Origin of the sequence: Micromonospora sp. NPDC048986 (genome assembly GCF_040649335.1) — a bacterium.
In the GTDB taxonomy this organism is placed as follows: Bacteria; Actinomycetota; Actinomycetes; order Mycobacteriales; family Micromonosporaceae; genus Micromonospora; species Micromonospora alfalfae.
Genome location: NZ_JBEZFJ010000008.1, coordinates 236952 through 257866, shown reverse-complemented (window position 1 = coordinate 257866; position 20915 = coordinate 236952). Strand labels below are relative to the sequence as shown.

Sequence of the window (20915 nt, the reverse complement as noted above, 5' to 3'; positions counted from 1 at the left end):
CAAGTGGCGCACCGGGTGGAACGGAATTTACCGTGCCAGCAGCGTACGGGCACCGTCGGTAATGGCTTCCGCGGAGACCAGTACGTGACGTGCTGCCGGACCTAATGGTACAAACGAGTCAACTGCCGCCACTCGACGCGCCGCACCGACATATCCGGCGTCGACAAGCGCGGCGATCACGCCCTCGCCGACCCCGCCGGAGCGGCGCGTCTCGTCCACCACCAGCACCCGGCCGGTCGCCGAGGACTCCCTGATGATGTCCGCCACCGGCAGCGGAGCCAGCCAGCGCAGATCCACCACCCGGGTGCCCACCCCCTCCTCGGCGAGGACGGCAGCGGCCCGCAGCGACATCCGCACCCCGTTACCGAAGGTGATGATGGTGAGGTCGTCCGCCGAGCCGACCCGGTAGACCCGGGCCCGCCCGATCGGCACGTGCCCGGCCACCCACCCACCCGGCTCCGGATAGCCGGCCAGCCACTCCCCGTCACCGTCCGTGTACAGGTCGCGGGTGTGGTAGAGCGCTATCGGCTCCAGGAACACGCAGACGCTGCCGTCCACCGCCGCGCTCGCCAGACAGGTCCGCAGCATGGGCGCGGCATCGTCCGGCCGCGCCGGCACCGCGACCACCAGACCGGGCACATCACGGAGTACGGCCACCGAGTTGTCGTTGTGGAAGTGCCCGCCGAACCCCTCCTGGTACGCCAGGCCCGCCACCCGCACCACCATCGGGTTGCGGAACGCCCCCTGCGAGAAGAACCGCATGGTGGCCGCCTCGCCGCGCAACTGGTCCTCGGCGTTGTGCAGGTACGCCAGGTACTGGATCTCCGGCACCGGCAGCATCCCGGCCAGCCCGGCACCGAGGCCCAGCCCGAGCACCGACGTCTCGTCGAGCAGGGTGTCGAAGACCCGGGCCGCCCCGAACCGGTCGCGCAGCCCCTTCGTCACCCCGTACACGCCGCCCTTGGCGGCCACGTCCTCACCGAAGAGCGCCATCTGCGGGTGGTCGAGCATCCCGTCGGCGAGTGCCGCGTTGATGCTCTGCGCCAGGGTCATCGGCCCGGCCAACTCCGGCGGCTTGCCGCCGAACGCCTCCGCTCGGGCGCCCGCGCCCGGCCCGCTGGCCCGCGCCGCGGCGTCGGCCACCGCCCGCGCCACCCGCACCGGACGACGTGGGGCCAGCGCCGACACCACGTCGGCCGCGGACGCCAGCTTCGGCTCGCCCAGCACCTCCTCGGCCAGCCGGCGTACCTGCCAGCCGGTCTCGTCGTACCGGGCCAGCAGCTCCTCACCGGTCGCCACGCCGGCGTCGACCAGCAGCCGCGCGGTGGCGGCCACCGGGTCCCGGTCCAGGTCCTCGGCCAGCTCGGCCGGGCTCCGGTACGCCGACTCCGCGTCCGCCCCGGCGTGCCCCATCAGCCGTACGGTGCGCAGGTGCAGCACGGCCGGCCGCCGATTGCGGCGTACCCAGGCCGCGGCCTCCGCCGCCACCTCGTACGTCCGCACCGGGTCGGCTCCGTCCGCGCTGAAGTAGCGGATGCCCGGCTTGGCCCGCAGGCTCGCCTCGACCCAGCCCTCCGGCGAGCGGACGCTGATGCCCAGCCCGTTGTCCTCGCAGACGAAGAGCACCGGGATCCGCAGCCCGGCGTGGTCGTACCACCCGGCGGTGTTGAAGGCGGCGGTGGCGCTGGCGTGGTTGACCGAGGCGTCGCCGAAGGAGCAGACCACTATGGCGTCCGGTGGCCAGGGGGCGTGCGTGGCGCCCGCGCCGCTGCCCACCCGCACGCCGGCCCCGGCACGCCGACCGGCGCTGTCCAACCGGCGCAGCCGCTCCACAGCCAGTCCCATCCCGACCGCGCGGGGCAGGTGCGAGGCGATGGTCGAGGTGGTCGGCACGATGGCCAGGTCGGCCCGGCCGAACACCTTGTGCCGGCCCCCGGCGATCGGCTCAAGGCTTGACGCGACCATCCCGCGCAGCACGTCCCGGGCCGCGTCGGCGTACGCCCCGAACCCGTTGCCGACCCCGGTCGCCGGTGTCGATGCGCCGTCGACGGCAGGCTCCGATTCGGACACCTGCGGATCGCCGTTCGGCTCGGTGTCACGTGTCGATGGGCCGTCGACTGTCGACTCAGGCTCGGACCGCTCGGCGGCGACGGCCCGGGATCGGTCGGCGTCCTGGTCAGGGTCGGCGGTCCGGGACGGGTCGCCGGACGGCTCGGAGTCGGTGGCCAGCGTCGGGTCGGCGGCGACCTGGGCGGCCCGGAGGCAGTAGAAGGCGCCCGAGCGGTAGTGCAGCAGCGCCGGATCGGTGGGACGCAGCGCGGCGGCGACCGCGGCGTTGCCCTCGTGCCCGGCCGAGCCGATGGTGTAGAAACCCTCCCCGAAGCTACGCAACCAGCGGCCGGCCAGGTCGAGCTGCCGGCTGGTCACCTGCGCGTCGAACAGGTCCAGCACCTGCGCGCCGGTCAGCGGGGCGTCATCGGTGACCGGGTCGGCGGGGTCACGCCGCCGCTCGGCGGCAGGCAGCGCCGCCAGCGTCTCCCGGAACCGGTCGTCGAGATCTTGCGGGGTGGTCACGTCGGACAGCATTACCGACGGAAGCCCTGCTCGCCCAGTGGGACACGGCTGGCAGGGGTGCGCTCACTCCGGGCCGAAGGATTCCGGACAGCCGCCGTCGGACACCTTCCAGACCAGGTCACGAAGGGTGCTCAGCTCATCGTCGCTCAGCCCGGACAGCAGTCGGGAGTCGGACATCACCTCGACCACCCGGGCTCGCACGACGCGACCCTCCTCGGTCACCAGCAGCGTCTTCTGCCGCCGATCCGCCGGGTCGGTGCGGCGCTCGACCAGCCCGGCCTGCTCCAGCTTGTCGACCAGCACCGTCACGTTCGACCGGTCACAACCCAACTGACCGGCGAGCTCCCGGGCCGGCAGCGGGTGGTCCGGGTCCAACTCCCGCAGCGCCCGGGCCGCCGCCGGGGTGAGCCCCAACTCGGCGAACGCGGAGCCCTGCCGGTGCCGCAGCGCGGCGGTGACGTGTGCCATCCGTCGCACCACATCGACGGCGAGACCGGCCCGATCCGCCGGCCCGCCCACAGCGGAACCCACCTGCCGCGTCACGACCACATCGTACGCCGCACACCCGTTGCGGCAGCTCACCGATCAGGTCCGGGGCGGGTCTGGCCGCCGGAGCTGCGCAGTTCCAGCACACCGACCGGACGGGCAACACCGGCCCGGCCCGACCTGCGGGCGCCAAGCCCACGTCCACGCCCCGCCGCCGGTCATGCCGCCGCCGGCCGGCACCGCTCTGCCATTGCCCTGTCCGGGATGCGTCAGGCAGGCTGTCGATGCCCACGTCGCCCCGCGCCGCCGGGCGATCGTCGTGACCCCGATGCCTTGCGACCGGCGAGAGTCGGCGGCGGGCACGAGGAGGTGCTGTGGCAGACAAAGCCTCTTTCGTCTCGGCGATCGCGGCGGCGCTCGCCGCGGTGCTGGCCGCGCTGAACATCTACTACTCCGGGCAGCGCGAGCGGGAACGCTGGGCGAGAGACGTGCTGGTCGACGTGCTCGTGACCTTCCTGGATTCGAGCTTCGACTCGTCCCGGGCGGTCCGGGACCACCTCGAAGGAGCGGCGGCAGATGACGCCCCGGACTGGGTGGCACGGGTCGAGACCGCGCACCGGCAGAAGATGGCGGCTCTCACGAAGATCCGCCTCCTCGCGCCCGGGCGGGCCGTGGACGCTGCCGTCGGCCTCCACGAAGCCGACTACCGCTTCGCCCGACTCGGATCGGCGCACCCGATCCCGACCGCCGCCAAGATCAGCCTGGTTCACGAGGAGGTCTGGGCCGCGCGTCGGCAGTTCATCGCCGCCAGTCAACGAACGGTCCGCCTGCGCTACCGGGACGCACCGACCCGCAGCCTGACCGGCATGCGGAGCCAGGGCTTGTTCCGCAGGCGGTGACCCGACGCGCCCGACACCCGACGTCCGATGTTTGACGCCCGACGAGGTCGACGAGGTCGACGAGGTCGACGAGGTCGACGAGGTCAACTCTCAAGATCGCGCAACATCCTGGTTGTAGTGGCATCCCGCGAACCGCACACCACTAGATCCAGGATCGAGCACGATCTTGGCGTGGCGGGCAGCGCGGGGCGCGGGCAGCGCGGGGCGCGGGCAGCGCGGGGCGCGGGCGTGGGAGGTGCGGTCGAGGTCAGGCGGGGAGGAAGGAGAAGCGGACCTGGCGGGTTGGGTTGTCGCCGTTGGTGTCGACGAGGCAGATCGACTGCCAGGTGCCGAGCGCCAGCCGACCGCCGAGCACCGGCAGCGTGGCGTACGGCGGGATGAACGCCGGCAGCACGTGGTCGCGGCCGTGGCCGGGCGAGCCGTGTCGGTGCCGCCAGCGGTCCTCGGTGGGGAGCAGGTCGTTCACGGCGCTGAGCAGGTCGTCGTCGGACCCCGACCCGGTCTCGATGATCGCCAGGCCGGCGGTGGCGTGCGGCACGAAGACGTGCAGCAGGCCGTCGCCCTCGCCCGAGACGAACTGCTGGGCCTCCGCGGTGATGTCCCGGACGGTTGGCCGGGACCCGGTCTGGACGGTGATCACGTCGCTGCGCATACGTCGCATTCTGCCGCAGGGTCAGGTCAGGAGCTGCCGCCACCGCCACCAGAGTCGCCGCCACCGGACCAGCCGCCGCCGGAGTCACCGCCGGACCAGCCGCCGCCGGAGTCACCGCTGGACCAGCCCCAGCCGGACCAGCCTCCCCCGGAGTCGCCGCTGCCGCCGGCTGGTTCCGTATCGTCGGAGCGGTCGTGGTCGCCGTCGCGCTGGTGGCCGACGTGCCCGCTCCCGGCGTCTCCGGCGGGCATGGGGTAGACGCCGTACCCGGCGGCGTCCGAGTCCGGACGGCGGCGGCGATCGTGGCCGTTGAGACGGGCTGCGCGGATCGCGTCGCGCAGCAGACCAGCGCCGAGCACGGCCACCAGGGCGCCGAGGGCCACCAACCCGACCATCGGCAGGTTGCCGGAGGCGAGCGTGACAGCGCCAATGACCAGGCCAACCACCCCGACAACGATCATGCTCGCGGCGACCGCGACACGGCGTCCGTTCATGGCGGTAACGGTAGGAGTAGCGGTCAAACCGCTCGGGTTTCACCGGGCCGTCGCGCTAAGTTACTGGTGAGTACCTGTGTTCAGCATCGCGTCGGGGGCACCTAGACGTGACGACGGGTGCCACCAGGGGGCAGGATGGCGCTAGAGACCTATCCCACACACAACCGAGGGAACGCCTGTGGCTACGGAACGCAAGCGCCCGGTGATCAGCGACGGCCTACCGAGCCAGCTTCCGGACATCGACCCTGAAGAGACCAGCGAATGGGTCGAGTCGCTTGACGGTGTCATCGACGAACGCGGGGCCAAACGCGCCCGCTACGTCATGCTGCGCCTCCTGGAGCGCGCCCGTGAGCGCCAGGTCGGGGTTCCGCCCCTGACCACCACCGATTACATCAACACCATCCCGTCGGAGCGCGAGCCCTGGTTCCCGGGTGACGAGCACGTCGAGCGGAGGATCCGGGCGTACGTCCGGTGGAACGCCGCCATGCTGGTGCACCGGGCTCAGCGCCCGGAGATCGGCGTCGGCGGGCACATCTCCACCTTCGCCAGCTCGGCGTCGCTCTACGAGGTGGGCTTCAACCACTTCTTCCGGGGCAAGAACCACCCGGGCGGTGGCGACCAGATCTTCTACCAGGGCCATGCCTCCCCCGGCATGTACGCGCGGGCGTTCCTGGAGGGGCGGCTCAGCGAGCACCAGCTCGACGGGTTCCGCCAGGAGCTGTCGCACCCCGGTGGTGGACTGCCCTCGTACCCGCACCCTCGGCTGATGCCGGACTTCTGGGAGTTCCCCACCGTCTCGATGGGTCTCGGCGGTCTGAACGCGATCTACCAGGCCCGGTTCAACAGGTACCTGCAGCACCGCGGCATCAAGGACACCTCCCAGCAGCACGTCTGGGCGTTCCTCGGCGACGGCGAGATGGACGAGCCGGAGACGCTCGGCGCCATCGGCGTCGCCGCCCGCGAGGAGCTGGACAACCTCACCTTCGTGATCAACTGCAACCTGCAGCGGCTGGACGGCCCGGTCCGGGGCAACGGCAAGGTCATGCAGGAGCTGGAGGCGTTCTTCCGGGGTGCCGGCTGGAACGTGATCAAGGTGGTCTGGGGTCGTGAGTGGGACCCGCTGCTCGCCGCGGACACCGACGGCGCGTTGGTCAACCTGATGAACACCACCACCGACGGCGACTACCAGACCTACAAGGCGGAGTCGGGCGCGTACGTGCGCGAGCACTTCTTCGGCCGGGACGCCCGGACCCGCAAGATGGTCGAGCCGCTCAGCGACGACGAGATTTGGAACCTCAAGCGGGGTGGGCACGACTACCGCAAGCTCTACGCGGCCTACAAGGCGGCCACCGAGCACACCGGTCAGCCCACTGTCATCCTGGCGAAGACGATCAAGGGCTGGACGCTCGGCTCGCACTTCGAGGGCCGCAACGCGACCCACCAGATGAAGAAGCTGACGCTGGAGGATCTGAAGACCTTCCGCGACCGGCTCTACCTGGACATCCCGGACTCGGCGCTGGAGGACAACCCCTACCTGCCGCCGTACTTCCACCCGGGCGAGAAGTCCGACGAGATGGCGTACCTCAAGGAGCGGCGCGAGCAGCTCGGCGGGTACCTGCCGTCCCGGCGGACCAGCACGAAGCGGCTGGCCATTCCCGGCCCGGAGCGGTTCGCCGACATCAAGCGCGGCTCGGGCAAGCAGAAGGTGGCCACCACGCAGGCCTTCGTCCGTCTGCTCAAGGACGTGATGAAGGACAAGGAGTTCGGCAAGCGTTGGGTGCCGATCATCCCGGACGAGGCCCGCACCTTCGGTCTCGACTCGATCTTCCCGACCGCGAAGATCTACTCGCCGCACGGCCAGCGCTACACCTCGGTCGACCGCGAGCTGTTCCTGTCGTACAAGGAGTCGACGACCGGGCAGATCCTGCACGAGGGGATCAACGAGGCCGGTTCGGTGGCCTCGTTCACAGCGGCCGGCTCGGCGTACGCCACGCACGACGAGCCGATGATCCCGATGTACATCTTCTACTCGATGTTCGGGTTCCAGCGGACCGCCGACGGGCTGTGGGCCGCGGCCGACCAGATGGCCCGGGGCTTCCTGCTCGGCGCCACAGCGGGTCGGACCACGCTCAACGGTGAGGGCCTTCAGCACGAGGACGGGCACTCGCTGCTGATCGCCGCCACCAACCCGGCAGTGGTCGCGTACGACCCGGCGTTCGCGTACGAGATCGCGCACATCCTGGAGCAGGGTCTGCACCGGATGTACGGGGACGCGCAGGAGAACGTCTTCTACTACCTGACGGTCTACAACGAGCCGACGCTGCAGCCGGCCGAGCCGGCCGACGTGGACGTGGAGGGCCTGCTCAAGGGCATCTACCGCTACTCGCCGGCGCCGCAGGTCGACGGCCCGAAGGCCAACCTGCTCGCCTCGGGCACCGGGATGCAGTGGGCGCTCAAGGCCCAGCAGCTGCTCGCCCAGGACTGGGGGGTGGGCGCCAACGTCTGGTCGGTGACCTCCTGGACCGAGCTGCGCCGCGACGCGGTGGAGACCGAGGAGTACAACCTGCTCAACCCGGGCTCCGAGGCGAAGGTTCCGTACATCCAGCAGAAGCTGGCCGAGGCGGACGGGCCGAAGATCGCGGTCAGCGACTTCATGCGTGCGGTACCGGACCTGATCGCCCGCTGGGTACCCGGCGACTACACGTCGCTCGGCACCGACGGTTTCGGCATGTCGGACACCCGGCACGCGCTGCGCCGGCACTTCCACGTCGACGCGGAGTCGATCGTGGTGGCCACGCTGCGGCAGCTCGCCCGCAGCGGCGCGGTGGCGGCGACGGTGCCGGCCGAGGCCGCCAAGAAGTACGCGATCGACGACGTCAACGCCGCCCCGGTCGGCGAGACCGGCGGCGACAGCTAGACAGGGCACGACCCCGGAAGGGCCCGGCGCTGACGCGCCGGGCCCTTCTGGCTGCTTCCCCACACCACACCCGTACCGGGTCGATCAAGGAGTTGTGCTGGTGGACAAGGAGGGCACATCACCGCGCACCAGGCACCACAAGTCCATGATCGACGCCTACAAGGGACGGGAGCGGCGGCGGTCCGGGGGCCCTGGCGGGGATCCGGACCACCGCCGTCGCGGGTGACGCCGGGAGGATGGGCGCTCGTCAGCCGACGGCGGCCAGGTCGGTGAGCCGGGCCAGCGAGTCCTCCAGGTCGGCGCCGACCCGACGCAGTCCGAGGCGCAGCATGGCCGCCTTGACCGGGCCGGCCGGCCAGCGGACCACTATGAGGCGCACGACGGTTCCGCCCTCCTCCTCGTCCCCGGTGAGCTGGACGTAGATCTCGGTGCGCGCCTCCGCCCGAGAGCCAGCGCCCTTGGCCCGTTCCCGCCAGCCGATCAGCGTCGGCTCCTGGTAGGCGATCACCTCGGCCTCATGCGCCGAGCCGCGCCCCGCCTGGACGAGTTGTCGCCGCCCGAAGCCCTCTCCCGAGAGCACCTCGGCCGCTCGGACCCCGGCCAGCCAGGCCGGCAACTGCTCGGCCCGCTGCACGACATCCCAGACCACTTCAATTGGCGCCGCCACGTGCGCACTGCGTTCCACGAGGATCATTTCCGTCTTTCCTCCGGTGAGGACATCCCACGATATCGGCACTCTATGCGCTAAATCGGACTTACCTGGACGGGTTCGGAAAAAGACACGCCGATCAACCATTGCGCATTGCCTCAGGCCGGCCTATGGCGCATTCATCGAGAGCGCCCTAAAGTCCCGAGCACGTTTCACGTTGACCGGGAGGGCGCATGTCAACCGCACCAATGCCCCAGTTCCCCACCGGCTTCCGCTGGGGCGTCTCCACATCGGCCCACCAGATCGAGGGCGCCACCACGGCCGACGGCCGAGCTCCGTCCATCTGGGACACCTTCGCGCGCTCCCCCGGGCGGATCAGCGACGGCAGCAGCGGCGAGGTGGCCTGCGACCACTACCACCGACACACCGAGGACGTGGCGCTGCTGGCCGGCCTCGGCGTCACCGCGTACCGGTTCTCCATCGCCTGGCCCCGGGTCCAGCCCACCGGCGCCGGCCCGGCCAACCCGGCCGGCCTGGACTTCTACGACCGCCTGGTGGACGAGTTGCTGGGCGCCGGCGTCGACCCGGTGGCCACCCTCTACCACTGGGACCTGCCGCAACCCCTCGAAGACGCCGGCGGCTGGATGCACCGCGACACCGCCGCCCGCTTCGCCGAGTACGCCGAGAAGACGGCCGCCCGCCTCGGCGACCGGGTCCGGCTCTGGATCACCCTCAACGAGCCGTTCATCCACATGAGCCTCGGCTACGGCATGGGTGTGCACGCCCCCGGACGGATGCTGCTGTTCGACGCCTTCCCCGTTGCCCACCACCAACTGCTCGGGCACGGGCTCGCGGTCGCCGCGCTGCGGACCCACACCGCCAGCCCGGTGGCGATCGCCAACAACTACTCGCCGGTGCGGGTGCTCGGCGACCACGACGCCGACCGGGCCGCCGGGGCGGCGTACGAGGCGCTGCACAACCGGCTCTTCACCGACCCGCTGCTCGGCCGTGGCTACCCGGAGCTGCCCGGCTTCGACCCGAGCGTCATCCACCCCGGCGACCTCGACACGATCGCCGCGCCGATCGACGTGCTCGGCGTGAACTACTACAACCCCACCGGGGTACGGGCTGCCGAGGAGGGCTCTCCCCTGCCGTTCGACCTCGTGCCGCTGGACGGCTACCCGCGCACCGCCTTCGACTGGCCGGTGGACCCCGACGGGCTGCGCGAGCTGCTCGGCTGGCTGCGCGACACCTACGGCGACGCGCTGCCGCCCATCGAGATCACCGAGAGCGGCTGCGCGTACGACGACGCTCCCGACACCGACGGGCAGGTGGCCGACCCGGAGCGGATCGCGTACCTCGACGGACACCTGCGGGCCGTCCGAGCCGCCATCGACGACGGGGTGGACGTCCGCGGGTACTTCGTCTGGTCGCTGCTGGACAACTGGGAGTGGGCCGAGGGGTTCACCAAGCGCTTCGGTCTGGTGCACGTCGACTACGCCACCCAGACCCGTACGCCGAAGTCGTCGTACACCTGGTTGCGGGACGTGATCGCGGCCAGCCGGCCCGGGTCGGCGCGGTGACCACCCTCGACCCGACGCCGTCGTCGCTGCCGGCGGCGCTCGCCGAGCCGACGGTGCCGGTGCGGCGCGGCTGGATCGGCCTGATCTTCGCGGCCAACCTCGGCGTGTGGATGGCGTTCTTCACACCCATCCAGGTGCTGCTGCCGCAACAGATCGAGCAGATCGCGCCCGGCGACAAGGAGAACATGCTGGCCGTGGTCACCGGCCTCGGCGCGCTGGCCGCGGTGCTGGCCAACCCCCTGGCGGGCGCGTTCTCCGATCGGACCTGCCTGCGGATCGCCGGCCGCGAGTTCGGTCGTCGGCACGTCTGGACGGCGGGCGGGGCAGTGCTCGGCGCGGCGGCCCTGGTGCTGCTCGCCCAGCAACGGACCATCCTCGGCGTCGCCCTCGGCTGGGTCGCCGCGCAGGTCTGCTTCAACGCGATGCTGGCCAGCCTCACCGCCGCCATCCCGGACCGGGTCCCGGTGCGCCAGCGCGGCGGGGTCTCCGGGTGGGTGGGCATCCCGCAGGCGCTCGGGTTGGTGCTCGGCGCGGTGCTGGTCACCGCCGTTGTCACCGGCAACGCCGCCGGCTACCTGGCCATCGCCGTGGCCATTCTGCTGCTGTCGCTGCCCTTCGCGCTGCTCACCCCCGACGAACCGCTGCCGCGTACCCATCGGCCGGCGCTCCGGACGCGGGCGCTGCTGGCCTCGATGTGGATCAGCCCCCGCCGGCACCCGGATTTCGCCTGGGCCTGGATCACCCGGTTCCTGGTCCAGTTGGGCAACGCCCTGGGCACCCTCTACCTGCTGTACTTCCTCAGCGACGGGGTGCGCCACCCCGACCCTGAGGGCGGCCTGCTGGTGTTGATCCTGCTCTACACGCTCGGGATGATGCTGACCGCCGTGGTCGCCGGCCGGATGTCCGACCGTTCCGGCCGCCGCAAGATCTACGTGATCGTCTCCGGGCTGATCATGGCGGTGGCGGCGCTGCTGCTCGCTGTCGCGCCGGTCTGGCCGATGGCGATCGTCGCGGCGCTGCTGCTCGGCGCCGGCTACGGCGTCTACCTCTCGGTGGACGCCGCGTTGATCACCCAGGTGCTGCCCCGGGCCACCGACCGGGCCAAGGACCTGGGCGTCATCAACATCGCCAACTCGGCGCCGCAGGTGCTCGGCCCGGCGCTCTCCGCCCCGCTCGTGGTGTACCTGGGTGGCTATCCCACGCTCTACGCGGTCACCGCCGTGGTCACCCTGCTCGGCAGCGCGCTGGTCGTCAAGATCCGCTCGGTCCGGTGAGCCAGGGGCTTTGACGCACGCCCTGGGGGGCCGTGGCGGAAAGCAGTCGCGTACCGCCGTAGGCTGGGGGACGTGACAGTACGTGTGCGCTTCGCCCCTTCCCCGACCGGCATGTTCCACGTCGGCGGCGCCCGCTCGGCGCTGCAGAACTGGATTTACGCCAAGCAGCAGGGCGGCGTGTTCGTGCTGCGCATCGAGGATACCGACGCGGCGCGCAACAAGCCCGAGTGGACCGAGGGCATCCTCTCCGCGCTGGACTGGATCGGGATCTCCCGGGGCAGCTACGAGGGCCCGTACTTCCAGTCGGCGAACGCCGGCGAGCACCGGGCTGCCGCCGCGCGCCTGTTCGAGTCGGGCCGCGCCTACTACTGCGACTGCACCCGCGAGGACGTGCAGGCCCGCACCGGCTCGCAGTACCAGGGCTACGACGGCTACCACCGCGACCGTGGCCTCGGCCCCGGCCCGGGGCACGCGCTGCGCTTCCGTACGCCCGACGAGGGCGCGACGGTGGTGGTCGACCTGATCCGTGGTGAGCCCACGTTCGAGAACAAGCTCATCGAGGACTTCGTCATCGCCCGGGGCGACGGCTCACCCGTCTTCCTGCTGGCCAACGTCGTCGACGACATGACCATGGGGATCACGCACGTGATCCGGGCCGAGGAGCACCTGCCCAACACTCCCAAGCAGCAACTGCTGTGGGAGGCGCTCGGGGTCAAGCCGCCGATCTGGGCGCACGTGCCGGTGGTGGTCAACGAGAAGCGGCAGAAGCTCTCCAAGCGCCGGGACAAGGTCGCCCTGGAGGCGTACCGCGACGAGGGCTACCTCGCCGGCGCGATGCGCAACTACCTCATGCTGCTCGGCTGGGCCCCCTCCGGCGACCGGGAGATCGTTCCCTGGTCGGTGATCGAGGACGAGTTCCGGCTGGACGAGGTCAATCTCTCCTCGGCGTTCTTCGACGAGAAGAAGTTGCGCGCGTTCAACGGCGAGTACATTCGTGCGCTGCCGGTGGCCGAGTTCATCGACGCCTGCCAGCCGTGGCTGACCGGCACCGGGACCATCGCGCCGCCGCCGTGGCAGCCGGAGGAGTTCGACGCCGACGCGTTCGCCGCCGTGGCGCCGCTGGCTCAGACGCGGATCGCGGTGCTCAGCGAGATCGTGCCGAACGTCGACTTCCTCTTCCTGGCCTCACCGCTGATCGACGAGGCCGCCTGGACCAAGACGATGAAGGACGGCTCCGCCGAGCTGCTGGACGACGCCGTCGCGGCGTTCGAGGCGCTGGAGTCCTGGGACGCCGAGTCGTTGAAGTCGACGCTGGAGGCGGTCGGCGCCGAGCGTGGCCTCAAGCTCGGCAAGACGCAGGCGCCGGTGCGGGTAGCGGTCACCGGCCGCACCGTGGGTCTGCCGCTGTTCGAGTCGCTGGAGGTGCTCGGTCGCGAGCGCACCCTGACCCGGATCCGCGCCGCCCGCCTGCGCCTGGTCTGACTGTCGCCCGTCGACGCGTCACGAGCGCGTCGCCGGCGTCACTCCACATCACCCGCCTTTGCTCTGCACCCCAATAGGCACCGGTCGCAGACCGTAACCGTCGCCTCCGCGGGTGCAGAGCAAAGGATGAGTCGCGTAGTACCTGAGCCACCGGGAGCGGTGGCAGCAGAGGGTCATCGAACCCGTCGCCGATGGCGGAACACGAGGCCGGCCGCGAGGGCGGCGAGCAGGACCAGGCCGCCGATCGGCCAGAGCCACCAGCGGCCACCCGAGTCGGACTGTTCCGACGCCGCCGGCACCGTTGCGGCCGTCGAGCTGGCGGGCGTCGCCGACACGGGCCCGGCGGAGGGTGCGCCCACGGCCGACGCGGCAGCCGAGGGCGAGCCGGCCGGGTTGGTGCTGGCAGCGGCCGACGGCGAGGCGGACGGGTCGGCGGCGGTGCCGGTGGTGAGGGTGAACCGCACCTCGCCCTTCACCGGGTGCCCATCGGACGAGGCGAGCTGGTAGCCGACGATGTAGAGCCCGGCGGCGGCCGGCTTGAACGGCACCCGCACCCGACTGCCGTCGAAGGCGGGAGTCCCGCCAGCGACCACATTGTCCGGTCCGGTTATTGTGATCTTCGTCGTAGTCGGCGACGGCTTGGCAAGGAACCGCAGCTCGATCCGGGCTGGTGCCGACGCCACGCGGGCGCCGTCGCGCGGGTTGCTGCCGGTCAGCTGGTTGTGGGCGGCGGCCGGAGTCGCCGGCACCAGAAACGACACACCGAACGCCACGCCGAACACCACTGGCATGACCCGCACCGTACGTGTAACCCTGCCCCCCATGAACCCCTCCGTAAGGGTACGATCCGCCCGCTGATCAAACGGCTCCTCATTAGTCGAGCAGAGATCGCAGATAGTTCCAATTACTGTTCTGAAAGCTGCAACTCATCGACGTTCTGCGGAGTCTGTAGGAGTGGACGCGACCATCCGGTCGATGCCGCACCGGCAGATCGGTCCAGACGTCACGACGAAGCCATCCATCGAACGGGGCGAGGAGGCGGGATGCTCCGACACATGAGGCGCTTGGTCGCCGCGTTGGCGGGCGCGCTGGCGGTGGCACTGCTGGCGCTTGGCACCGCCGGCTCGGCCTCGGCGGCGCCGAAGCCGGCACCCGCCGGAGTGGACATCACCGGCACCGGGCTGTCCGCGCCGCTGCGATTGCACGCGGACAAGGAGCCCGCCCTCGTGGGCGCGGTCATCGACCAGGTCAACTTCCTCGCCCGCACCGGCATGCCGACCGGTCCGAAGGCAGCCAACCTCGGTCCGAAATACACAGTCGTGGTGCTCGCCGGCGAGACGCCGAAGCAGACCTACGACCTCTATCCCAAGGCGATCGGCGGCCCCCGCGTCTTCCGGCCGGCGAAGCAGCCGGACGGTCGCAAGACCAGCGCCGGCTGGTTCCTGGGTCGGCTCAGCATGTCCGAGACACTGCGCACCGCCGGTGTGCCGCTGGAGCGGCAGTTCGACACGGTCAGCGGCGGCGCGGGCGGTGGCGAGCGAGTCCTCCCGGAGGACACGCTCGACCCGGCGAAGGACCTCGACGAGGCGCTCGGTGACCTGCAACACCTGCTGCTGCTCAACGTCGGCGTGATGCTGACCATCACTGTCGGCCTCGCCGGGATCGCCCTGCTGATCCGCCGCCGCACGCGCTGAGCTGACGTACCCGCTGAACTGACGTCGACGTACTCGCTGATCAGCGAGTACGTCGACGGTGCTCAGCACCAGCGGCGTGGTGGGCGCTCCCGGCGGATGGCCCTCGGCCGCGGTCGGACCGCGCCGTGCCGGTGTGCCCCGGCCCAGCCGGGAAGTTCGCTGAGGCAACCAGCGGGAACGTCCGAGTCGGGCTCGGCGAGGCCGGTGGGCTCGGCAGAGCGCTGACGCGGCAGCACGGGCTCGTCATCGACGCGCCCGTGCAGTGGCTCCACCGGGTGCGATGGTGCGCCGCCGACCGGCCGGCGGTGCTTGCCAGCCGCCTGCGGGTCGTGGTGCCCCGGCCGGCAGGGCTCGCCCTGGGCGCAGCCGTGCTCGGCCTCCCCGTGCGCCATCCCCGGTCTCCTCACGCTCGCCTCACCCTCGGGTGCTCTCCCCGAGGTGCCCTGTCACCGTACTGGCCGGGACCGACGGGCCGCGCGCAGCGTACCCGGGGTCCGGACCGGCCGGTCCTGCCAGACGCCGCTGAGCGGGAGAGCCGGTTACCCAGTTCACAGCTTCTTCTGGCGCCGTTCACCAGGGGCGTCACGGCCGCGGGCGCTCCGACGGTCGGTACGGGTCCGCGTACCCCTTTCGGCGCATGCCGGTGCGGTCGAGGTCCTCCCTCGGTGGGAGTACGACGGGCGACGGCTGTGGTGGGATCGGAGCATGCGTGCGCCACCGTGGCTCGACTCCGGCACCCTCGGCCGCGACCTCGTGCTGGCCTGCGCGTCACTGGCCGGTGGCCTGGTGCTGTACGCCCTGGGTTGGCAGCCACAGGTCCGTCCGGACGCGAACGTGCCGTCGGCGTTGTTCCTGCCGCCGCTGGTGGCGGTCTGCGTCGCCGTCGGCCTACGGCGGGTCGCACCACGCGCCAGCCTGGCCGTGGGGACCGGCGCGCTGGTGGTCGACACGGCGCTGGGCAGTTCGCTGGGCACGGTCCTGGTCTACACCCAGGTGCTCTACGACGCCTGCGTGTACGGTCCGCCCCGGCTGTGGCGGTGGTTGCTGCGGATCACCGTGGCGCTGAGCCTGGTCGGGGTGGTCGTCGGCGTGCTCGGGTACGGCCAGTGGCGCGGCGCGGCGCTCGGGGTGCTGGTGGTGCTCGCCGGGCTGCTGCCGGTCCTGACCGGCATCAGTGTGCGGCAGTACCGCGATCAGGCCGCCGCCGAGCGGGCGCGGGCCGAGCAGACCGCCCGGCTGGTCGAGTTGGACCGTCGGCAGGCGGTCAGCGCCGAACGGGCCCGGATGGCCCGGGAGCTGCACGACGTGGTCGCGAACCACCTCAGCGCGGTGGCCATCCACGCCACCGCCGTGCTCTCCGTGCCCGGCCTGGATCGCGCTCAGGTGGAGTCGGCGTTGCGGGTGATCAGGGAGAGCAGCGTGCAGGGCCTCGCCGAGATGCGTCAGATGATCGAGGTGTTGCGCGAGCCCGGGACGAGCGCCGACCCGGCCACTCCGGAGGTGGTCACCGCGCGGCTGGCCGAGGCGGACGGACTGGTCGACCGGGTCCGGGCGGCCGGCCTCGCGGTGCGGGTCCGAACCGATGGCACGCCGGGCGCGTTGCCGGTGGGGGTGGACCTCGCCGCGTACCGGATCGTGCAGGAGTCGCTGACGAACGCGCTCAAGCACGGTACGGGTGAGGCGGAGCTGACGATCGCGTACCGGCCGGCCGAGGTGGTGCTGACCGTGGAGAACCCGGTGCGCTGGAGCGGGGCCGGGTTGCCGGGCGCCGGGGCCGGGCTGATCGGCATGCGGGAGCGAGCCACGCTGCTGGCCGGCCGGTTCACTGCCGGACCGCACGACGGCCGTTGGCAGGTGCGGGCGACCCTGCCCACCGGGGAGGGCGGGTGACCGGGCCGGCAGGGCCACCGGACGACGCGGGCCCGGCGACGGTTCGGGTGGTGCTCGCCGACGACCAGCCGGCGGTACGGGCCGGACTGGCGATGATCCTGAACGGCTCGGCGGGCGTCGAGGTGGTCGGCGAGGCGGCCGACGGCGACGCCGCTGTGCGCCTGTGCCGGGAGTTGCGCCCCGACGTGGCGGTGCTGGATGTGCGGATGCCGCGCCGGGACGGGATCTCCGCGACCCGGGCGATCGTCAGCGACGGGCTCGCCGACGTGCTGGTGCTCACCACCTTCGACCTCGACGAGTACGTCTTCGGGGCGTTGCGGGCCGGCGCGGCCGGGTTCCTGCTCAAGGACACCGACGCCGACGGCCTGGTCGGCGCGGTGCGGACGGTGGCGCGGGGTGACGGCTTCATCGCACCCACTGTCACCCGCCGGTTGATCACCGCGTTCGCGGCCACCGCGCCGGGCGCGTCGGCGGACGCCCGGGCCGCGCTGGGCACCCTCACTCCGCGTGAGCGCGACGTGCTGGCCTGCCTCGGGTTGGGCCTGTCCAACCAGCAGATCGCCGATCGACTGGTGCTGGCGGAGAGCACCACCAAGACTCATGTGAGCCGGATCCTGGCGAAGCTGGACCTGCGCAGCCGGGTGCAGGCCGCGATCCTGGCCCAGGAGGTGGGCCTGCCCGCTCCCCCGCAGCGGTGAGACGGGCCCGCTGGGCGCGCCGACAGTTCTCGGCGGACCGGTGCCGGCGTGGTTGGCCTGCTCACGACGTGTCAGGCTAGGGCGGTGAGCACGCCGGGCGATGGGGAGCTGTCGGCCACGCTGCGCCGGATCGAACGATCGGCGGGGGCGTTGGCCACCTCCAGCGTGGCCCGGATGGACGAGACGCTGCCCTGGTTCCGGGCACTGCCGGCCGACCAGCGCTCCTGGGTGATGCTGGTGGCCCAGGCGGGCGCGAGGTCGCTGGTGCAGTGGCTGCGCGACGGCGGCGGCACGGCGGACAGCACCCAGGAGGTCTCGGACGAGGTCTTCGCCGCCGCCCCGCAGGCGCTGGCCCGGTCGATCACCCTCCAGCAGACCGTGGCGTTGATCAAGGTGACGATCGACGTGGTCGAGGAGCAGGTGGCGCACCTGGCCGCCGAGGGTGAGGAGCAGCAGCTACGCGAGGCGGTGCTGCGCTTCTCCCGGGAGATCGCGTTCTCCGCCGCCCGGGTGTACGCGCGGGCCGCCGAGTCGCGCGGCGCCTGGGACGCCCGGTTGCAGGCGCTGCTGGTCGACGCGCTGTTGCGCGGTGACTCGCCGGACGTCCTGGCCAGTCGGGCCGCCGCGCTCGGCTGGGCGGACGCCCCGCCGGTGGCGGTGGCTGTCGGCCGGTCGCCCGGCGGCGAGGTCTCGGCGGTGCTGCACGTGGTCTACCGGCAGGCCCGCCGGATCGGCGTGGAGGTGATCGGCGGCGTCCACGGCGACCGGCTGGTGATCGTGCTGGGCGGCGCGCCTGACCCGCTGACCGCCACCGCGAAACTGCTGAGCGCGTTCGGGGACGGCCCGGTGGTGGTCGGTCCCGCCGTACCGAGCCTCGACGAGGCGACCGAGTCGGCGCGGGCCGCGCTGTCCGGCTTTCGGGCCGCACCGGCCTGGCCGAGCGCGCCCCGGCCGGTGCCGGCCGCCGACCTGCTGCCGGAGCGGGCCCTCGCCGGCGACGCCGAGGCCCGTCGGCGGCTGCGTCACGATGTGTACGCGACGCTGGTGCGCGCCGGTGGGGAACTGCTGGCGACCCTGGACGCCTTCCTGGCCGCCGGTGGCACGCTGGAGAGCGCGGCTCGGGCACTGTTCGTGCACCCGAACACTGTGCGCTACCGGTTGCGGCGCATCGCCGAGGTGACCGGGTTCTCGCCACTGTCGCCGCGCGACGCGTTCGCCCTCCAGGTCGCGCTGACAGTGGGTCGGTTGGATCCGGTCGCCCCGCTGGCCTCGGCGGTCCCGACTCAGACAATGACCCCGGCTACCCGGAAATCCACCCAAACAGAGGATGATCCCCGCCGATCTTTGTAGGAAACCTCTAAAGGTCCTAGTGTGGTTTGGTCGAAGGCGGCACCGCGTTACCCGCCTTTATCCGGAAGAGTCATAGACGTGCTCGCCGTACTTAGTCCCGGCCAGGGTTCTCAGAAACCCGGCTTCCTGACCCCCTGGCTCGACCTGACCGGCACCGAGGCGCGGCTGCGCGACTGGTCGGCGCTGGCCGGGGTCGACCTGCTGCACCTGGGCACCGACGCCGACGCCGACGAGATCAAGGACACCGCCCGCACCCAGCCGTTGCTGGTCGCCGCGGCGTTGCTCGCGGCCGAGCACCTGCCGCTCGACGGCGTCGCAGTCACCGCCGGCCACAGCGTCGGCGAGTTGGGTGCCGCCGCCCTGGCCGGTGTGCTCTCGGCCGACGCCGCGATCACACTGGCCGGCGTCCGCGGCCGGGAGATGGCCGCCGCGTGCGCGCTTGAGCCGACCGGAATGGCCGCGGTGCTCGGTGGTGACCCCGACGAGGTGATCGCCGCGATCGAGGCGAACGGGCTCTACCCGGCCAACCGCAACGGCGCCGGGCAGATCGTCGCCGCGGGTGCCCTGGACGGGCTGGACAAGCTCGCCGCCGCGCCGCCCGCCCGGACCCGGATCATCCGACTCCAGGTGGCCGGCGCCTTCCACACCCCGTACATGGCTCCGGCCGAGACCGCGCTCGCCGCGGAGGCCGCCGGGATCACGCCCGCCGACCCGGCCCGGACCCTGCTGTCGAACCTCGACGGCGCCGCTGTCGACAACGGCGCGGCAATGGTGCAGCGCCTCGTTCGTCAGGTCACCGCGCCGGTGCGCTGGGACCTGTGCATGCGGACGCTGGCCGACCTCGGGGTCACCGGCGTGATCGAGCTGCCCCCGGCCGGCACCCTCGCCGGCCTGGTCAAGCGGGAACTCAAGGGCGACGGCGCCCCGGAGATCGTCACCCTCAACACCCCGGACGACCTGCCGGCCGCACGGGACCTGATCGCCCGTATCGGAGGTCGTTCATGACTGGCAGTCGCATCGTCTCGATGGGGCACTACCAGCCTTCCCGGGTGGTGACCAACGACGACATCGCCCAGCTCGTCGACACGAACGACGAGTGGATTCGCGACCGGGTCGGCATCGTCAGCCGGCGGATCGCCGACAGTGAGACCGTCGCCGACATGGCCGCCGCGGCTGCCGGCAAGGCGCTGGCCAACTCGGGCCTGACCGCCGCCGACATCGACCTGGTAGTGGTCGCCACCTGCTCCTCCATCGACCGCAGCCCCAACGTGGCCTGCCGGGTCGCCGGCAAGTTGGGCATCACCGCGCCGGGCGCGTTCGACCTCAACACCGCCTGCTCGGGCTTCGCGTACGCGCTGGGCACCGTCGACCACGCCATCCGGGCCGGGGCGTCGCGCAACGCGATCGTCATCGGCGCGGAGAAGCTGTCCGACTTCACCGACTGGACCGACCGCTCCACCTGCATCATCTTCGCGGACGGAGCCGGTGCCGCGGTGGTCTCCGCCACCGCCGACGACGAGCCGACCGGGATCGGCCCGGTCGTCTGGGGTTCGGTGCCGGACAAGAGCGACGCGGTCCGCATCGAGGGTTGGCGCCCGTACATCCAGCAGGAGGGGCAGGCGGTGTTCCGCTGGGCCACCACCGCGATCGCGCCGCTCGCGCTACAGGCCTGCGAGCGGGCCGGGGTCGACCCGTCGGAGCTGGCGGCGTTCGTGCCGCACCAGGCCAACGCCCGGATCATCGACGGCATCGCCAAGCGACTCAACATTCCCGACGCGATCATCGCGAAGGACATCGTCGAGTCCGGCAACACCTCCGCGGCGAGCGTGCCGCTGGCCCTGTCCAAGCTTGTCGAGCGCCGGGAGGTGCCCTCCGGCGCACCGGTGCTGCTGTTCGGCTTCGGCGGTGGCCTGACCTATGCCGGTCAGGTCGTCCGCTGCCCCTGATGACCCCCTCGGGCGCGTACGCGTCCAGGAGTGGCGGTCGGCGACGCCGGCCGCCGGAGAACCCCGATGAAAGGAACCAACCGCAATGACCCGTGACGAGATCACCACCGGCCTCGCCGAGATCCTCGAAGAGGTTGCCGGGGTGAACCCGGACGACGTGGCCGAGGGGAAGTCCTTCACCGACGACCTCGACGTCGACTCGCTCTCCATGGTTGAGGTAGTGGTCGCGGCCGAGGAGAAGTTCGGCGTCAAGATCCCGGACAACGAGGTGCAGAACCTCAAGACCGTCGGCGACGCAGTCAGCTACATCGCGGCGCAGTCCTGATC

General features: G+C 71.8%; 17 protein-coding genes and 3 pseudogenes. 12 read left to right on the top strand and 8 right to left on the bottom strand.

The window, feature by feature from the left end; all coding sequences use genetic code 11:
- Nucleotides 1–27: 27 nt before the first annotated feature.
- The 3 genes and pseudogenes from AB0B94_RS18650 to AB0B94_RS18640 form a co-directional block, all read right to left on the bottom strand.
- A pseudogene (locus AB0B94_RS18650) lies at nucleotides 28–1998 on the bottom strand (thiamine pyrophosphate-dependent enzyme); the annotation flags it as partial.
- Nucleotides 1999–2241: 243 nt separating this feature from the next.
- A pseudogene (locus AB0B94_RS18645) lies at nucleotides 2242–2586 on the bottom strand (transketolase); the annotation flags it as partial.
- 51 nt (nucleotides 2587–2637) lie between these two features.
- Entirely contained in the window at nucleotides 2638–3042 is a 405-nt protein-coding gene (locus tag AB0B94_RS18640; RefSeq protein WP_357281425.1) for a MarR family winged helix-turn-helix transcriptional regulator, read from the bottom strand.
- A gap of 392 nt (nucleotides 3043–3434) precedes the next feature.
- On the opposite strand from AB0B94_RS18640, the gene AB0B94_RS18635 reads away from it, so the two are divergent.
- Nucleotides 3435–3959, top strand: coding sequence for a hypothetical protein (locus AB0B94_RS18635; RefSeq protein ID WP_357281050.1), 525 nt, complete (start codon nucleotides 3435–3437; stop codon nucleotides 3957–3959).
- Between the two features lie 247 nt (nucleotides 3960–4206).
- Here the strand turns inward: AB0B94_RS18635 and AB0B94_RS18630 are convergent, their stop codons facing one another.
- Both AB0B94_RS18630 and AB0B94_RS18625 read right to left on the bottom strand, forming a co-directional pair.
- On the bottom strand, nucleotides 4207–4611 hold the full coding sequence (locus AB0B94_RS18630) for a YjbQ family protein (RefSeq protein ID WP_238670059.1): 405 nt from the start codon (nucleotides 4609–4611) through the stop codon (nucleotides 4207–4209).
- Between the two features lie 26 nt (nucleotides 4612–4637).
- Entirely contained in the window at nucleotides 4638–5105 is a 468-nt protein-coding gene (locus AB0B94_RS18625) for a hypothetical protein (RefSeq protein WP_357281044.1), read from the bottom strand.
- Between the two features lie 178 nt (nucleotides 5106–5283).
- Between AB0B94_RS18625 and aceE the strand changes: the two genes are divergently transcribed.
- The gene (aceE, locus tag AB0B94_RS18620; protein WP_357281041.1) at nucleotides 5284–8022 is read left to right on the top strand and encodes a pyruvate dehydrogenase (acetyl-transferring), homodimeric type; all 2739 of its coding nucleotides are present in this window, start codon (nucleotides 5284–5286) and stop codon (nucleotides 8020–8022) included.
- A 247-nt stretch (nucleotides 8023–8269) separates the two neighbouring features.
- Here aceE and AB0B94_RS18615 read toward each other — a convergent pair whose 3' ends face one another.
- Nucleotides 8270–8716 (bottom strand): SRPBCC domain-containing protein, encoded by a 447-nt coding sequence (locus AB0B94_RS18615; protein WP_357281038.1) that lies wholly within the window; start codon nucleotides 8714–8716, stop codon nucleotides 8270–8272.
- Nucleotides 8717–8904: 188 nt separating this feature from the next.
- Between AB0B94_RS18615 and AB0B94_RS18610 the strand changes: the two genes are divergently transcribed.
- The 3 genes from AB0B94_RS18610 (at nucleotide 8905) to gltX (ending at nucleotide 13010) form a co-directional block, all read left to right on the top strand.
- On the top strand, nucleotides 8905–10254 hold the full coding sequence (locus AB0B94_RS18610; protein ID WP_357281035.1) for a GH1 family beta-glucosidase: 1350 nt from the start codon (nucleotides 8905–8907) through the stop codon (nucleotides 10252–10254).
- The gene (locus tag AB0B94_RS18605) at nucleotides 10251–11528 is read left to right on the top strand and encodes an MFS transporter (RefSeq protein ID WP_357281030.1); all 1278 of its coding nucleotides are present in this window, start codon (nucleotides 10251–10253) and stop codon (nucleotides 11526–11528) included. Before AB0B94_RS18610 ends, AB0B94_RS18605 begins: the two co-directional genes overlap by 4 nt.
- Before the next feature lie 72 nt (nucleotides 11529–11600).
- Entirely contained in the window at nucleotides 11601–13010 is a 1410-nt protein-coding gene (gene gltX, locus AB0B94_RS18600; RefSeq protein ID WP_308193523.1) for a glutamate--tRNA ligase, read from the top strand.
- A 173-nt stretch (nucleotides 13011–13183) separates the two neighbouring features.
- Here gltX and AB0B94_RS18595 read toward each other — a convergent pair whose 3' ends face one another.
- On the bottom strand, nucleotides 13184–13801 hold the full coding sequence (locus AB0B94_RS18595; protein WP_357281025.1) for a copper resistance CopC family protein: 618 nt from the start codon (nucleotides 13799–13801) through the stop codon (nucleotides 13184–13186).
- 252 nt (nucleotides 13802–14053) lie between these two features.
- Here AB0B94_RS18595 and AB0B94_RS18590 point away from each other — a divergent pair, with 252 nt between their 5' ends.
- Nucleotides 14054–14704: a hypothetical protein gene (locus AB0B94_RS18590; RefSeq protein WP_357281022.1), complete on the top strand. Its 651-nt coding sequence runs from the start codon at nucleotides 14054–14056 to the stop codon at nucleotides 14702–14704.
- A gap of 62 nt (nucleotides 14705–14766) precedes the next feature.
- Here the strand turns inward: AB0B94_RS18590 and AB0B94_RS18585 are convergent, their stop codons facing one another.
- A complete protein-coding gene (locus AB0B94_RS18585) occupies nucleotides 14767–15096 on the bottom strand; it encodes a hypothetical protein (protein WP_238670066.1) in 330 nt (109 codons plus the stop codon).
- 313 nt (nucleotides 15097–15409) lie between these two features.
- Between AB0B94_RS18585 and AB0B94_RS18580 the strand changes: the two genes are divergently transcribed.
- The 6 genes and pseudogenes from AB0B94_RS18580 (at nucleotide 15410) to AB0B94_RS18555 (ending at nucleotide 20913) form a co-directional block, all read left to right on the top strand.
- Entirely contained in the window at nucleotides 15410–16594 is a 1185-nt protein-coding gene (locus tag AB0B94_RS18580) for a histidine kinase (protein WP_357281018.1), read from the top strand.
- A complete protein-coding gene (locus AB0B94_RS18575; protein ID WP_357281014.1) occupies nucleotides 16591–17292 on the top strand; it encodes a response regulator transcription factor in 702 nt (233 codons plus the stop codon). Before AB0B94_RS18580 ends, AB0B94_RS18575 begins: the two co-directional genes overlap by 4 nt.
- A gap of 48 nt (nucleotides 17293–17340) precedes the next feature.
- A complete protein-coding gene (locus tag AB0B94_RS18570; protein WP_357281011.1) occupies nucleotides 17341–18642 on the top strand; it encodes a helix-turn-helix domain-containing protein in 1302 nt (433 codons plus the stop codon).
- Nucleotides 18643–18720: 78 nt separating this feature from the next.
- Nucleotides 18721–19629, top strand: a pseudogene (locus AB0B94_RS18565) (ACP S-malonyltransferase); the annotation flags it as partial.
- Nucleotides 19630–19643: 14 nt separating this feature from the next.
- Nucleotides 19644–20588: a beta-ketoacyl-ACP synthase III gene (locus AB0B94_RS18560; protein ID WP_238670069.1), complete on the top strand. Its 945-nt coding sequence runs from the start codon at nucleotides 19644–19646 to the stop codon at nucleotides 20586–20588.
- Between the two features lie 85 nt (nucleotides 20589–20673).
- The gene (locus tag AB0B94_RS18555; protein ID WP_030330276.1) at nucleotides 20674–20913 is read left to right on the top strand and encodes an acyl carrier protein; all 240 of its coding nucleotides are present in this window, start codon (nucleotides 20674–20676) and stop codon (nucleotides 20911–20913) included.
- Nucleotides 20914–20915 lie beyond the last annotated feature (2 nt).

Excerpts from the sequence above, each read along its gene's own strand:
- AB0B94_RS18640 (WP_357281425.1), bottom strand. The coding sequence starts at position 3,042 with ATGGCACACGTCACCGCCGCGCTGCGGCACCGGCAGGGCTCCGCGTTC.
- AB0B94_RS18630 (WP_238670059.1), bottom strand. The coding sequence starts at position 4,611 with ATGCGCAGCGACGTGATCACCGTCCAGACCGGGTCCCGGCCAACCGTC.
- AB0B94_RS18625 (WP_357281044.1), bottom strand. The coding sequence starts at position 5,105 with ATGAACGGACGCCGTGTCGCGGTCGCCGCGAGCATGATCGTTGTCGGG.
- AB0B94_RS18615 (WP_357281038.1), bottom strand. The coding sequence starts at position 8,716 with ATGATCCTCGTGGAACGCAGTGCGCACGTGGCGGCGCCAATTGAAGTG.
- AB0B94_RS18610 (WP_357281035.1), top strand. The coding sequence starts at position 8,905 with ATGTCAACCGCACCAATGCCCCAGTTCCCCACCGGCTTCCGCTGGGGC.
- AB0B94_RS18595 (WP_357281025.1), bottom strand. The coding sequence starts at position 13,801 with ATGCCAGTGGTGTTCGGCGTGGCGTTCGGTGTGTCGTTTCTGGTGCCG.
- AB0B94_RS18590 (WP_357281022.1), top strand. The coding sequence starts at position 14,054 with ATGCTCCGACACATGAGGCGCTTGGTCGCCGCGTTGGCGGGCGCGCTG.
- AB0B94_RS18585 (WP_238670066.1), bottom strand. The coding sequence starts at position 15,096 with ATGGCGCACGGGGAGGCCGAGCACGGCTGCGCCCAGGGCGAGCCCTGC.
- AB0B94_RS18580 (WP_357281018.1), top strand. The coding sequence starts at position 15,410 with ATGCGTGCGCCACCGTGGCTCGACTCCGGCACCCTCGGCCGCGACCTC.
- AB0B94_RS18560 (WP_238670069.1), top strand. The coding sequence starts at position 19,644 with ATGACTGGCAGTCGCATCGTCTCGATGGGGCACTACCAGCCTTCCCGG.
- AB0B94_RS18555 (WP_030330276.1), top strand. The coding sequence starts at position 20,674 with ATGACCCGTGACGAGATCACCACCGGCCTCGCCGAGATCCTCGAAGAG.